Raw genomic sequence first — 13951 nt, 5'->3', positions numbered from 1 at the left:
TTGCGTCCACGTTACCAGCCAAACAAAACTGGTCTAAGCTATTTATGCGAAACTCTTTCATGAAGTTTCTGATTGGGCTTAGTGCTTCTGCATACGGGTTGTTCTAATCAAGCGGATTTGTTCTAGCTGTTCGCACCCACCCTGAATTCTATCGCGGCCTTCTGTTGAAGGGTTGTGTCGCGAATTTTTTGGAGAGGAACGAAACGTCCCCTCAGCAAGGCCAGAAGAGTTGTCCTATATGCCGCACCAAATTGACACCACGCGGCAAGAGCGGTCCGTGTCAGCATAATTGTGTCTTGGGTGGCGAGAGATCGCTCCTGGTGAAAGTGGTTGTGGACGGAGAAAAAAAAGCAATGAATTTCCACAAACTTCGCAAATCCTCGACGCCTGCGAACTTATTGACCGGGGACAAACCGGTCATCCGAGCGAGAGTACTAAAGGTCTGGATTACCTTTGACGCGTACGAGTCACGGTTTTAGTGCTTCGTCGAAACTTCCTAAGCGGGTAATCCGCAGGTATGCTGAACGAATTGATGCATGGTGTCGGTTGTATCTAAACGGAGACTAAATGGTGTTGTTCAGTCGACGTGGCTTTGTTTTCTGCGGTGTGGCGATGTTGGCCTCATGGGGCGGGTTGCGTCTGCATGCCGCCCCGAGCATTGATACCGATGGCTTTCTGGCATTATCAAAAAAGCTTTTGCAGCGCGACGACCTTGCCCCAGACGCCGCTGCGAAGTTTTTGCAAGGTTTTTTGGCAATCGGGGATGGCGAGGCCCTGTATGCTCTTGCAGAGGGTCAGACGCAACCGGAGCTTGAGGAAAGGATACTCACCGCGTGGTACACGGGGCGCTCCCCCGATCCCTCAAATCCCAAAGTGGTGACCTACGGTTCTGCGCTGGTGTGGCAAGCCATGAACTATACAAAAGCACCCGGGTTTTGCGCCGTTGAAGATTGGAGCGAGGCACCCGCGCTCTAGGCTCATAAGAAAGGAGAAGCCCCGTCGCTACTGCAGTCGATATCGAAGCGGACATTTTGGTCATCGGCTCTGGCGTTGCCGGGGCGCTCACGGCGTCTGAGCTGGCATCACAAGGCCTGCGCGTCGTCATTTTTGAGACTGGTCCGCGTATCGAACGCAGTGACGCCTACAGTAAATTCTTGAGCGCAGCCGTGAAAGACTTGGCTAGCCCTTATCCTGCGGATACGGTCCCATCCTACAAAAATACCACTGGACGAGAGACAATTTACCGCCAGACCGGCCCACAGTCTTTCCAATCAGACTATCTTAAGGCGGTTGGCGGCACCACTTGGCATTGGTTGGGCAGCATACCAAGATTTCTGCCGCAAGATTTTAAGCTCCGCACGACCTATGGCTTGGGAGAGGATTGGCCGCTCAGTTACGAGGTATTGGAGCCCTACTATGGGTGGGCAGAGCGTGAGTTGGGGGCGTCCGGCGACAGTAATAACGATCGCGGGTCGCCGCGTTCCTCTCCATATCCTATGCCACCGATCCCACAGTCATACCTTGACCAGAAAGCCGCCGCGGCACTGACGGGCAGCCCATATGAGTTTTTGGCCGCACCACAGGCTCGCAATTCCATTTCTCATGCCGACCGGCCCGCTTGTTGCGGAAGCGCATCCTGTATTCCTCTATGTCCGATTCAGGCGAAATATGATGCGACGGTCCATGTCGCCAAAGCCGAAGCTGCCGGTGCGGTCCTTTTCCCAGAGACAACGGCGACTATGCTTCATCTTGATGAAGCTGGGATCATCAAGTCGGTCGAATATCGGCGTTCTGATGGTACCAGCGGCCACGCGCGTTCGAAGATTGTCGTCCTGGCCGCAAATGGCATTGAAACACCAAGGTTGATGCTGAATTCTGCGCAGGAGCGCGCGCCCGGCGGATTGGCCAACTCATCCGATCAGGTCGGCCGCAACCTGATGGACCATCCGGTGAAACTCAGCTGGGCCATGGCACCAGAGCCCGTGTGGCCATTTCGAGGTCCACTCATCACCTCAACGTGTGACACCCTGAGAGATGGGGCGTTTCGCTCCGATCACGCCGCGCTTTTGATTGAAATAGGCAACCAGGGTCAGGCTTGGTCCAAGCACGCGCCCTTCTCAAATGTAAAGCATCTCATCGCCAAAGGGTTGCGGGGTCCAGCGTTGGATCAAGCAATCTTTGATGCAACTTCTCGGCAGATCGAAATATCCTCCATGGTCGAACAACTTCCGGTACAGGAAAATCGCGTGACCCTGGATCCGGACCGTCGTGACGAAAACGGCATGCCCGAAGTCAGCATCTTTTTCAGCATCGACCCTTACACCAAAGCCGGGCTTAAAGCGGCCGAGGCTGCGCATACAGACATCTTTAGCGCGATGGGCGCATCAGAAATTGGCCATGATCCCGCGGCTAGAGGTGCGGGCCACATTATGGGTACGGTACGGATGGGAACTGATCCAAAGACAGCGGTACTGGACGAGAACTTGCGCAGCTTCGACACCACTAACCTATTCGTCGTGGGTTCTGCGGTTTTTCCCTCTGGCGGCACAGCCAACCCGACACTAACAATCGCGGCCTTAGCGCTTCGGGCATCGGAAGCCATTTCGGCACAACTGGCTCAAATGGATTAGGATCGACCAGCCAAGACGCATTGAACCTGTTCGCCCAGGATTTTTTCCTAGGCTGGGTAACCAGCGGTGAAAATACAGGCGATTTTTTGTGAGGGCCTTGGGCTGCGGAGAAGTAAGGGCGCGACCTCCGTCGAGCCAGTCATGAAATGAATGAGTGCAACCTCAATCAACAGATAGCAACAACTTGAAAGATACGTTCCCCAGAACCATCTGCGGCGGTCGAATGATCGCCTCTTCGCCAACGGGTACGGGCTGGGGTTATGGTGATATACAGTCTTTGTTACACTCGGTCGTTCATTTGTACGCCACGACTGCGCGTGTGATTCCGGTTAGCGAAAAAGTTTCAAACCGTTTGAAGCCGATCTCTCGCGCCCAAGATTCAAACTCCGCAGCGCTAAAATCAAAGGCGCGGTCGCCGAACTCCATCAACATGGTCAGAGACATGAACAACCCATAGGTGTTTTCACGCCGTGCGTCGTCGATGAGGGCTTCAATCACGATAAAGGCGCCGCCAGGCTGAAGCGTCTCATATGCCTTTCGGATCAGGTGATGTTTCTGCTCCAGATCCCAATCGTGCAGGATCATGCCCATAGTGACCACATCTGCAGGTGGAAAATGATCCTGGAAAAAGTCGCCAGACACACATGTAATGCGGTGTTCAAGATTATCTTCCACCACGCGTCTCTGAGCGATCGCATTGACTTTAGGCAGATCGAACGAAGCACAAGTAAGGTGATCGCGCGCCCTGGCCAACAGACGCGAAAGCAGCGCGTCCGCACCACCGATATCTGTCACGCTTTGATAGTTTTCGAAAGGAAAGGCACGCGCCAATTCCGCAAAGGCATGCAGCGACGATCCGTTCATGGCCGCCATGAAGGCTTCTAACCGCGCGGGTTTGGCGTAAAGCGTTTCAAAGAAACCGGTTTCCTTAGTTTTGCTTTCGTTCTGAGCTTCGCCCGTCTGCGCGGCCTCAAAGATCGTATCCCAGTATCGATAGTTGCGCTTGTCCCAAAGCTCCAGGATGCCGCCAATGTATCCGGGTTTGGCGGGATCAAGGTATGTTTCTGTTTCGTCAGTATTGCTGTAAACGGCGCTCGGCCCATCGCCTGTACGGTTGAGAAGTTGCACCGAGACGAGCAAATCCAACATATCCATAGCCGGGCGTTCCCGCAGGTTATAAGCCGCGCGGATTTCGGACAGCGTCATGCCACCTTGCGCCAACCGGCCAAATAGACCAGCCCCGGTTGCTGCCAGCAAAACACGCGACACACCATAGCCCGATGCAACGTTCATAATGTGATCAAGTGTCGGTTTGGTCATTCTTGCCTCCCATCGGTGCGTTCTTGGCCAGATCAAGAGGCGTTCGCGACCCACCAGTGAACACTGCTTTCACGTAAGAGTGCAGATTCCAGTTTCCACTGTCCAATCGGATCAAACAGGTTGGCCCTTGTACAAGGAAGCAGAAATCCACAAAGCGTGTGAACGATATCCGATCTGCGTCCAGATCGAATGTTGATCCAACATGACAACATTTATTTAACGGACCAAGTTGCTCGCATGCGAAGCCGTCTTGCTGTGATCCTGATGGCCGATATGGTCGAATACAAGCCAGAAATGGTGCCTGGCCAGGCGGGCGCTATCGGATTGATCCGTGAACGACGCAGATATGTACTGCGCCGGAATAAACACTACCGCGCGCCTTCAGTTTGGAAGATACTGCACTCTCGAATGTAAATGACCGCTTTCACAGTTTGGAGGAGTTGCTCTCGCAGATGCAGCGAACGTCCGCTACCCGCCCAACTTACAAAATCACCCAGATATTCTCCTAACTTGTATGTCAGAAAAAAGTACTATATTATCTGACAAGGAGAAAGCTATGATCACCTCATCGATTAGACAACGCATCATCGGAAAAGGCCGGGGCGCTATCTTTGCGCCAACCGACTTTCTGGATATTGGCTCCCGCGCAAGCGTGGATCAGGCATTGTCGCGTTTGGCGGATCAAGGGATGATCCGACGGTTAACGCGTGGGCTCTATGACTATCCGAGAAAGAGCGCCCGATTAGGGCTTTTGTCTCCGTCAGCCGATGACATTGCCAAAGCGATTGCACGCAAAGACAATCAGGTTCTACAGCCCTCCCCTGCCATGGCAGCCAACCAGTTGGGACTGTCGACCCAAGTGCCGTCCAAGCCGACTTATATGACCGACGGCCCGACCCGCACCAAGACAGTTGGTCGACAAGTCATCCAGTTCCGAAATGCATCATCCAAAACGCTAGTTGGCGCAGGCCAGAAAACCGGCGCCGTTTTTCAGGCGTTACGCTATGTTGGCAAAAACCGGGTGGATAGCAGTATTGTCGACACGCTGGCCCGCAATCTGGACGTTAAGGACCGCGCATTGCTCGCAAAACAAAGTAGATATGTACCGGCCTGGATGCACCCGGTAGTGCAGCAAATCGTGGCACGGGTCTGATCTTGGACCAGTTTGCCAACGATACTCCAAAGAACCGTGAAGAAGCGTTTCAGGAAACGGCCGCAAAGCTTGGTATGTCCAAGGCAATTGTTGAGAAGGATTTCTGGGTCTGCTGGTCGCTGAAACATCTATTCGCCCTGCCCTCTTTTGGCACTCACATGATCTTCAAGGGCGGGACATCGCTATCTAAGGCCTATGACATCATCCATCGGTTCTCGGAAGACGTGGATCTGTCACTCGACCGAGCGCAGCTTGGATTCGAGGGCGAACGTGACCCCGAGCACCCTGCCCTTTCAGGCAAAAAACAAAAACAACTGCTGCAAGAGCTTCAGGATGCTGTCGCAAGTGTAGTCTCTGGTCCGCTTCTGAAAGAAACCAATGTCAAGTTTGGCCGCGCGCTGGAACAAGACTATTCCCTCTTGGTCGATCCTAGTGATGCGCAAACTCTGCTATTCGCCTACCCATCTAAGACGAGTGCAGATAGCAGTTACATTCAGCCGGTCGTGCGGTTCGAGTTTGGCGCTCGTGGGGTTCACCTTCCAGCGGAGACCTGCAGAATATCACCTTATCTGCATCAGGCCTTTCCAGACCTGCTGGGCGCTGGCAACGTTGACGTAAAAGTCCTGGGCGTTGAGCGCACATTCTGGGAAAAAGCAACGATCCTTCACATGCTTTACCATCAAGACATCACCAAGCCTTTGGCAGACCGAATGTCGCGCCATTACTACGATATGGCTCAGCTTATCACCCACGAGACTCATTCTCGTGCTCTCGAACAGATCGACTTGCTGGATCAAGTTGCACACCATAAGTCCGTCTTCTTCAAAGCAGCTTGGGCCAACTACGAAAATGCCAGGCCCGGATACTTAAAACTGTTACCGAATCCTGAACTGGAAGCTGCTCTGCGCCGAGACTATGCTGGGATGCAGGAGATGATAGTCGGGGATACCCCTTCGTTCGATGAAATTTTGAAAACGATTGGCATGTTCGAGACGGACCTCAACGGCTGACATCAGCCTATTTCGGGTCTCAATGCACAGCGTTCGGACTTCAAAAACTACATTGCTAGTCGACTAAACAGACCTTTTGAATTCCTCCAAACTCAAGTTGGATCGCTCCAAGTAAAGGCTTCAAATGGTGAGACTGAATATATTGCGCGATGAACTTGCTGGGTGCGCGCAAGGTGATCGTCTGATCTTGCGTTTCAACAAATTTGAGTTCGCGATACCAACTTTTAAACAATAATGCTTCAGATTCTGATAGGCGCCGAAGCGCCCTGCCCCACGGATCCTGAAGGTCTTGTCCCTCATGTTCAACAGCTACTGGTCTTTCTTGGCCAAACTGAACATGAACAACCTTTTCGGTTGGTTTTGGGGTTTGTGTCTCCATGCGCTGCACAAAATCAGAACCAACATTTTGCCAAACCGGTTCGCTCAAACGGTAAATTTGGGCGTAGTTGAGTCGGTACGCTGCAACGCGACCTCTAACCCCAGGCCTAAGCTGGAGAAGTATATTAGAATCCGTCAATCGCTTAACTTCCCGCTTGACGGTTCGTTCGTCCACGGACCAAAGGCGAGCCATTTCTTTTTGCCCGACCGTCAGCTCATCAGTGCGCCAGTTGTACCGGGCCGTTATCAACGCAATGAGGCGCATCATCGAACATTGAAAACCAGGTGTGCCATTCAATCCCGCAACAGAGATTGCAGTCAAAAGATCGTACTTCTGAGAACCGGCCTGAAATCCTGTAAATCGTTTTATTTCCATTTTTATACTGCCACTGTGCCTCGAGCGGATCGGTTTCGCTGACCGATTCCATCAATTGGGTTCAGTGTGATGAAATCCCGTAGTTTGTCAACGGGCTTTGAAAAACAGGATGACCGCCTCTTTCTTAAAAATCAAAAGAAAATTCGGTTAATAGGTTATGGGTGACACTCTGCTGTCACCTTATTGAGGGTCGAGTGTCACCATATATCTGGTAATCGATCGCCGTCTGTCACCAAAACATAGCTTCGCTTGCGAACAACCTCCCGTTTTTACCGATTCGGAGGCGAAAAAGCGGAAATTCCATTCTTTACGTTTTGCAGTTTTCAAAAATCGCGTTATTAGAAGACATTCGTGATATAACAAGAGCAGCACCATGCGTGACCACACCGACCTTCAAGCTATGAACGAACGAAGCCTGGCTCAACAGGCTGCCGTCCGCCGCGCTACTTTCTCGCCCTCTGACGAGAAAGTGCTTCGACCATTCTCGATCTGGGAAATTAGCCAGTTCATGTTTGATGTCCCAGCGGACACCTTGAGAAAGAAATTGGCCGAAGACCCGTCTCTTCCGCAAGGCGCGACTGAAGATGATGGACGGCAAAGATGGTTTTCACTTGCTGAGATAAATGAGTTGAGACGGCGCCTGAGATTTAGAGGTAAAAGCCTTCTGCCCCAAAGGCCGGCGGGCCGGGCTATGAGAGTAGCGGTTTCGAACTTTAAGGGTGGTGTCGGTAAAACTGTCGTTGCCCAGCACTTGGCGAATGCGGCCGCGCTTGATGGTTACCGTGTTCTGGTGGTGGATTTCGACCCCCAGGCGACACTCACGCATTCAATGGGTCTGGCTGAAGTTAGAGAGTGGAATACTGTCTGGGGCATTATGTGCCGTGATCTCTGCCGTGAGGCGAACCGGATCGCGGACGAATATGATGATCCCGCAGATTGCCCCTACCCTACTGCCGACGAGTTGCCTGAAGATGTTCAGTCGATTGGCGCGCAACGTGTACAAGACTTCATTCAAAAAACTTCATGGTCGACAATCGACATCATCCCGAGCTGTGCGAACGCGGCCTTCGTTGAATTTGCGTCTGCTCAGTACAGGTCCATTCATAAGGCATGGAGTTTTTTTGGATGCGTAGCAAGATATCTCGATGAGTTGCCTGACGACCAATATGATTTGATTGTTTTCGATTGCCCGCCGGCAATCGGTTACCAGTCTTTGAATGCGGCCTTTGCCGCTGACATTCTCTATATTCCGTCTGGTCCTGGTTATTGGGAGTATGACAGCACAACGAGTTATCTTGGTCAGCTTGGCGATGCTTTGGAAGACATAACCAGCGGGTTCGACCGTATTGCACAGGATGCCGGTATCACGCTTCCTAAAAGGTTCGATGACATACGTGTTCTCATGACTCGCTTCGAAGCCAGCAACTCTTTGCATGTCGCTATGATGGATGCTTTCAAAAACGTCTTCGGGGCAGATGTCTGTCAAAATCCCATCGAAATGACACGTGCCGTCGAGCAATCTGGTAGGTTCCAGATGTCTGTTTACGAGCAGGACTACAGACAGATGACTCGGGACACATGGAAACGAGCGCGTCAATCCTTTGATAATGCATACAGCGAATTTAAGGATGTCGTCCTACGGGCCTGGGAAGCGCGTACTAATGTTGAGGAGCGGGTAGAATGAGCGGTAATAAATTTGGCTTCACTCCGATTGATGAAGATGACCTCAAGAAAACACGCCGCCGCGAAGTGGGTCCAATGGGGGCTGCGGTACGCGAGACAGCAAACAGTCTAAATGAAAGCACTGAGAACCGTGTCGAACAGCGACGGCAAAATGCTTCCGATGCCAAGGAGTATCGTAAAGCTCGTGATGAGGGGCGAGTTTTGGTTGCGGTCGGCATTAATGAAATTCATACGACAGATCTTCCAAGAGATCGCTTGGATCTTTCGGCCGTCGCAAGTTCCGATGAGATGGATGAACTCAAGGCTTCTATTCAGGAACGCGGCCAGAAGGAGCCCATAGAGCTTTATAAGGATTCAGATGGTCGCTTCCAGCTCAAAAAGGGTTGGAGACGAGTAACTGCTCTTAAGCAACTTTATGAGGAGACCGGTGATGAACGGTTTTCCAGTGTTACAGCGCGAGTTGCCGAATCCCAGAGCGATCGCATCGACCTCTACATTGACATGGTTGAGGAGAACGTTGTTCGGGAGGACCTGACTTTTGCGGAGATGGCGCAAGTCGCAATTCTTGCTTCCAAAGATTCAGAGTTGGGGGCAGGGGATGCAGAAGCTTTGGTCGGAAGGCTTTACTCATCCCTGCACAAGATGAAACGCTCTTACATTCGCAGCTTTGTTTATCTGCTCAATGAACTTGAGGGTGCGTTGCCGTTTCCAAAGAGTGTCTCCAGAAACCTTGGCGTTGAGGTTGCGCGTAAACTTCGAGCGTCATCGGGTTCAGCTGCTGGGTTGAGAGATGTGTTGGTGCGCGCATCCACAGCCGGTGAGCAAAACGAGGCGCTGGATGCCTTCTTGGCAGATACTGATGCTGAACCGGGTAGTGGGAAGAGACGTGAGAAAGCCGAGAGCGTGAAGTATGAGTTCCACGTGGGCGGCTCAAAAGTCACTGCGCGAAAGGGAGAGTGCAGGATTTTGTCTGGTCAGGACTTTAGTTCGGTTGACCGGTCAAAGCTCCAGAGAGCGGTTGAAGCTTTCGAAGCTGTTTTGAACGAGTAGTAACCCGCGGGTTACCCATGCTCAGATTTCTTGATTTCAAAGGCGGTAACCCACGGGTTACCGCCTTCTTCGTTTAGCGCCAGCTCACCCCAACAAATCCGTCGCCGGGTTTTCGGCGATATCGACGTCGTCATAGTACTTTTGTGCCTGGGCCATGGAGCGGTGCAGCGAGAGGCGCATGGCAGCCTGGATTGGGGCGCCGTCCAGTGCGGCTTGGGTTAGGAACCCAGAACGCAGACCGTGCGGCGAGGCGAAGTCCTCCGGCAACCCTGCCAACTGGAGGCGATGTTTGACGATCTGATAGATAGCGTCCGGCGAAAGCCGACGTTTCAGCACACGATCCGCTTTTGAAACTGGTCTGAACAGTGGCCCGTTCTTAATCTGTCCAACCTCGATCCAATGCACCAAGGCCTGCGCCGCGCGGCCCTTGAGCACCAGCCGTGGGGTGTCGCCTTTGGCCGTGGTCTTGGTCTCCAGCAGAGAAATCCAGATAACACCGCTCTTGTCGAACTCCTTGAGACTGACATCCTCGCGCATCAACCCGGTGATCTCCGACCGGCGCCGGCCGCCGCTGGCCCAGCCCAGCATCAGGATTGCCCGGTCTCGGCAGGCGCGGCGGCTGCCGCGGCAGGTGGCCAGCAGCTGCTCCAGAATATCGCGGGTGATCGGGTGCTGCGATTTTGGGGCAGGGGGGCGGGCCGCCGCTCGGCGGGCTTTGGACCGCGCCTGTTTGATTTGCGGTGTGCCAAACGGGCTGGCAAGATTCTTCATCCGGTGGAAGGCCAGCCAGGAGGCGATACGGCGATCCAGCGTCGAAGGGGCCGGGCAGGCGAGGGATTTGCGCAACCTTTGTGCCAACAGGGCTTCGGCAGCCTCGCGCGCCATATCTGTTTCCAGTGCGTCGCTTAGGTCACGCGCGTGATCAAGTATGAAGGCGAGGGCGGTGGCTTCGGATTCCGGCCAGTCCAGGGCCGTGCCAAAGCGCGCGGATTTCCACGCCGTGATGTAGAGCAGATCGCGCTCATAAGCCCGCAGCGTATTGGCGGGTGTGCCACGCACATAGAGGTCGGTCAGCGCCTCCTGATCTGCCTGCGACAGGGCAGGGGAGGCGGCGGGGAGATATGCGGCTGGCGGCTTCATGAGCGCCATTCTGCACTGGTTTCTCCGTAAAATCAAATAAACATGATAAGCGGTACTTATCACGTGTAACGGCCACTTGAAGCTTTGGTGAAAGTAACGAGCAAAAAGGCAACATTTTGCGCGTAAAGAGGGAGAAGGCCTTCAATACGAGCAAATCTGGGTGGCGATGCCGCAAGCTATTTGGTTCAGATTGACGGGCAGCCTGTTCTGGGAGGCTCGGATCTGTCGGAAACTCCGTCCTCACCAGTCAGATCGAACGCAGTTCTGGTAGCGCGTGCTGGCGGGAAGAGCCCGCCAGCTGTCATCATATGGTGTTCAATGCTAGGTATTCTCGATGATCACACTGATCCCCTGTCCGCCACCAATACACATTGTGGCCAGACCGTATCGGCCACCGATACGCTTCAGTTCGTAAATCAGTTTGATCAGAATGATCGAACCTGAAGCACCAATTGGATGACCCAGTGCGATGGCGCCCCCATTCGGATTAACGCACGCAGGGTCAAAACCGAGCGCGTCTGAAACTGCGCAGGCTTGTGCAGCAAAAGCTTCGTTCGATTCTATAACGTCCAGGTCCTTAACCGTGAGCGCGGCTTTTGCCAGCGCGGCTTGCGTCGCACTGATTGGGCCCAACCCCATCACGCGGGGGTCCACGCCACCGAGACCATAGGAGACGATGCGCGCCATCGGGGTGGCGTCCGATTTGCCCATGGCATCTTCACCGGCTAGGACAAGAGCGGCCGCGCCGTCATTGATACCCGATGCGTTTCCCGCAGTGACTGATCCGTCCTTTGCGAATGCAGGGCGAAGCTTAGCGAGCGAGGTGGCGTCTACGTCTGCGCGGACGTGTTCATCGGTCTTGAACTCCACTTCCTTTCTCCCCTGACGAACCGTCAAGGGCAGGATCTGCTCATCAAAATATCCAGCTTCTATAGCTTTAGCGGCCCGCTGGTGGGAGTTTGCTGCAAATACGTCTTGGGTTTCCCGATCGATGCCCTGGTCCTGTGCGATGTTTTCCGCAGTCACCCCCATGTGGCCATTTCCAAATGGATCCTGCAAAGCACCGATCATCATGTCGATGGCCTTTACGTCGCCCATTTTCTGCCCAAACCTGGAGGCGGACATGAGATGACCGGCGCGGCTCATGCTTTCAGCACCTCCGGTCAGGGCTGCTTCGGCATTGCCGAGCATGATGGCTTCTGCCCCGGTTACCACCGCCTGAAGCCCGCTGCCACACAAGCGGTTCAGCGTCAGGGCAGGGGAGGTTACAGGAACCCCCGCCGCAACAGCGATGGCACGCGACAAATACATGTCGCGAGGTTCGGTGTGGATGACGTTACCAAAGACCGAGGTCTGGATATTATCCGCTTCAAGACCCGAGCGGGAAATTGCCTCATTGGCGACGGAGGTGCCAAGATCGATCGGTGAGATGCCAGCAAGCGATCCGCCAAAATCTCCGATTGCGGTCCGCGCGCCAGACAGGATGTATACGTCTTTCATGTCGTCTTTCCTTTGATGGATTGGATAGAAGGCTTGGGGGAATAACGCTTCGCTGTCACAGAGCGATCGTTTTGATTTCGAGGTAGTCGTCCAGCCCGAAGGTGCCTCCTTCGCGGCCGATACCGGAAAGCTTGTATCCGCCAAACGGGCTACCTTGAGCAAAGCCTGCGCTGTTGACCGAGATCATTCCTGCCCGCAGTCGACGGGCGACCCGATTGGCGCGTGCACTGTCACCAGTGCTGACATAGCCCGCCAGCCCATAGGGAGAGTCATTGCCCATAGCCACGGCCTCCTCTTCTGTATCAAACGGAATGATCACCAGGACCGGGCCAAAGATTTCTTCCTGGGCGATACGCATGTCGTTGCGCACATCAGCAAAAACGGTGGGACGCGCAAAATAACCAACTTCCAGGCCTTCGGGTTTCCCAAGGCCACCAGCCACCAACGTCGCGCCTTCGTCCACCCCGATCTGAATGTAGTGTTGAACCGTTTCGTATTGAGTCTGAGAGACCAGCGGTCCGATATGTGGGCCGGGCTGGTCCGACGGACCAACGGTGATGCTCGCGGCGGTTTCGGCAGCCAGCTCGACTGCCTGATCATAGACAGACCTTTCCACAAGCATACGCGTGGGCGCATTGCACGACTGGCCGGTGTTTGACATGCATAGCAGCACGCCATCACGAACTGCCTGTTCGACATCCGCGTCAGCAAAGATCAGGTTGGGCGACTTGCCACCCAATTCCAGCGTTGTGCGCTTCATGCCGTCAATTGCCGCCTTGGCGACGGCAGTACCGGCGCGGGTGGATCCGGTAAAGGACATCATGTCGACGTCTGGATGGGCGGAAAGGGCAGCCCCGACCGTGGGTCCGTCCCCATTGACCAGATTGAATACGCCCGCAGGGAAACCGGCTTCCTCGATCATCTCGGCAAAAAGCAACGACGACAGGGGCGCGATTTCGGAGGGCTTTAAGACGACCGTGCATCCGGTCAAGAGGGCAGGGACCACTTTAAGCGTGACTTGATTCATCGGCCAGTTCCAAGGTGTGATCAATCCGCACACCCCAATAGGCTCCATGACGACGGTTTCGTTAGGGGCGTCCTGACTGAGGGGGTGTTCGAATGCAAAAGTCTCGACAGCCCGGAGAAACCCCTCAATGTGCCACTGTCCAGCACCAACCTGGTCGGAAAGGGCAAAATCAATTGGCGCGCCCATTTCCGTGGACATCGCCTCGGCCATCTCGTCCTGACGCCGGGTGTAGATATCAAGCAGCTTCCGGACAAACTCCGTGCGAATCGATTGGGGCTGATCGCTCCATGCGGGGAAGGCTATTCGTGCCGCCTCTACGGCGCGGTCGACATCCAGTGTATTGCCCATGGACAATGTCGTGACAGTGGCTTCCGTGGACGGATTGACGACGGCGGTGATGTCTGATGATGCTGGGTTAACCCATTCTCCATCAACGAAAAACTCGGATGATCTCAGCATTGTGTTCGGTCTCCTTGGCCTATTCAGGGGCCGTCAACTGTGTGCAATTGAAGGCACGCTTTCAGGCGGTGTCGGCAGCTGTTATGCGCTTGCATAATTACGGTTGCCTTTTTTATTATGCAAGCGCATAGTTGCTTCGAATCGGATTCCCGGCGGGAGTTCGTCTGGAAATTCATGCTATAGACGGCGGCTCCTTCACTTGTTCGGGCCGTCACCAATGCAACC

11 protein-coding genes are annotated in these 13951 nt (G+C 54.0%); 6 read left to right on the top strand and 5 right to left on the bottom strand.

The window, feature by feature from the left end; genetic code table 11:
- The first annotated feature begins 567 nt into the window (after positions 1-567).
- Both GOX88_RS09195 and GOX88_RS09190 read left to right on the top strand, forming a co-directional pair.
- Complete coding sequence (locus GOX88_RS09195) at positions 568-975, top strand: sorbitol dehydrogenase family protein (RefSeq protein WP_254443307.1); 408 nt, start codon at positions 568-570, stop codon at positions 973-975.
- Positions 976-1031: 56 nt separating this feature from the next.
- Positions 1032-2630: a GMC family oxidoreductase gene (locus GOX88_RS09190; RefSeq protein WP_174826083.1), complete on the top strand. Its 1599-nt coding sequence runs from the start codon at positions 1032-1034 to the stop codon at positions 2628-2630.
- A gap of 294 nt (positions 2631-2924) precedes the next feature.
- Here GOX88_RS09190 and GOX88_RS09185 read toward each other — a convergent pair whose 3' ends face one another.
- Positions 2925-4004, bottom strand: coding sequence for a methyltransferase (locus tag GOX88_RS09185; protein WP_217354200.1), 1080 nt, complete (start codon positions 4002-4004; stop codon positions 2925-2927).
- Between the two features lie 502 nt (positions 4005-4506).
- Between GOX88_RS09185 and GOX88_RS09180 the strand changes: the two genes are divergently transcribed.
- Together GOX88_RS09180 and GOX88_RS09175 are read left to right on the top strand one after the other, a co-directional pair.
- Positions 4507-5103 carry a DUF6088 family protein gene (locus GOX88_RS09180; protein WP_217354199.1) on the top strand — a complete coding sequence of 199 codons (597 nt, stop codon included), beginning with the start codon at positions 4507-4509 and terminating at the stop codon, positions 5101-5103.
- A gap of 2 nt (positions 5104-5105) precedes the next feature.
- Positions 5106-6113: a nucleotidyl transferase AbiEii/AbiGii toxin family protein gene (locus GOX88_RS09175; RefSeq protein ID WP_170400859.1), complete on the top strand. Its 1008-nt coding sequence runs from the start codon at positions 5106-5108 to the stop codon at positions 6111-6113.
- Between the two features lie 55 nt (positions 6114-6168).
- Here GOX88_RS09175 and GOX88_RS09170 read toward each other — a convergent pair whose 3' ends face one another.
- Positions 6169-6867 carry a DnaA N-terminal domain-containing protein gene (locus tag GOX88_RS09170; protein WP_170400858.1) on the bottom strand — a complete coding sequence of 233 codons (699 nt, stop codon included), beginning with the start codon at positions 6865-6867 and terminating at the stop codon, positions 6169-6171.
- A gap of 373 nt (positions 6868-7240) precedes the next feature.
- Between GOX88_RS09170 and GOX88_RS09165 the strand changes: the two genes are divergently transcribed.
- Both GOX88_RS09165 and GOX88_RS09160 read left to right on the top strand, forming a co-directional pair.
- Positions 7241-8551 (top strand): AAA family ATPase, encoded by a 1311-nt coding sequence (locus GOX88_RS09165; RefSeq protein WP_170400857.1) that lies wholly within the window; start codon positions 7241-7243, stop codon positions 8549-8551.
- Positions 8548-9600, top strand: a complete 1053-nt coding sequence (locus GOX88_RS09160) for a ParB N-terminal domain-containing protein (protein WP_170400856.1) — start codon at positions 8548-8550, stop codon at positions 9598-9600. Before GOX88_RS09165 ends, GOX88_RS09160 begins: the two co-directional genes overlap by 4 nt.
- An 84-nt stretch (positions 9601-9684) precedes the next feature.
- On the opposite strand, the gene GOX88_RS09155 is transcribed toward GOX88_RS09160, so the two are convergent.
- The 3 genes from GOX88_RS09155 to GOX88_RS09145 form a co-directional block, all read right to left on the bottom strand.
- Complete coding sequence (locus tag GOX88_RS09155; RefSeq protein WP_170400961.1) at positions 9685-10740, bottom strand: tyrosine-type recombinase/integrase; 1056 nt, start codon at positions 10738-10740, stop codon at positions 9685-9687.
- A gap of 321 nt (positions 10741-11061) precedes the next feature.
- Positions 11062-12384, bottom strand: coding sequence for a beta-ketothiolase BktB (gene bktB / locus GOX88_RS09150; protein WP_170400855.1), 1323 nt, complete (start codon positions 12382-12384; stop codon positions 11062-11064).
- Positions 12296-13726 (bottom strand): aldehyde dehydrogenase family protein, encoded by a 1431-nt coding sequence (locus GOX88_RS09145; protein WP_170400854.1) that lies wholly within the window; start codon positions 13724-13726, stop codon positions 12296-12298. Before GOX88_RS09145 ends, bktB begins: the two co-directional genes overlap by 89 nt.
- Positions 13727-13951: the final 225 nt, after the last annotated feature.

The sequence above is a fragment of the Ruegeria arenilitoris genome, assembly GCF_013030985.1.
Classification (GTDB): domain Bacteria; phylum Pseudomonadota; class Alphaproteobacteria; order Rhodobacterales; family Rhodobacteraceae; genus Ruegeria; species Ruegeria arenilitoris_B.
This window is presented reverse-complemented; position numbering and strand designations above follow the sequence as displayed.

Excerpts from the sequence above, each read along its gene's own strand:
- GOX88_RS09195 (WP_254443307.1), top strand. The coding sequence starts at position 568 with ATGGTGTTGTTCAGTCGACGTGGCTTTGTTTTCTGCGGTGTGGCGATG.
- GOX88_RS09180 (WP_217354199.1), top strand. The coding sequence starts at position 4,507 with ATGATCACCTCATCGATTAGACAACGCATCATCGGAAAAGGCCGGGGC.
- GOX88_RS09170 (WP_170400858.1), bottom strand. The coding sequence starts at position 6,867 with ATGGAAATAAAACGATTTACAGGATTTCAGGCCGGTTCTCAGAAGTAC.
- GOX88_RS09165 (WP_170400857.1), top strand. The coding sequence starts at position 7,241 with ATGCGTGACCACACCGACCTTCAAGCTATGAACGAACGAAGCCTGGCT.
- GOX88_RS09160 (WP_170400856.1), top strand. The coding sequence starts at position 8,548 with ATGAGCGGTAATAAATTTGGCTTCACTCCGATTGATGAAGATGACCTC.
- GOX88_RS09155 (WP_170400961.1), bottom strand. The coding sequence starts at position 10,740 with ATGAAGCCGCCAGCCGCATATCTCCCCGCCGCCTCCCCTGCCCTGTCG.
- GOX88_RS09145 (WP_170400854.1), bottom strand. The coding sequence starts at position 13,726 with ATGCTGAGATCATCCGAGTTTTTCGTTGATGGAGAATGGGTTAACCCA.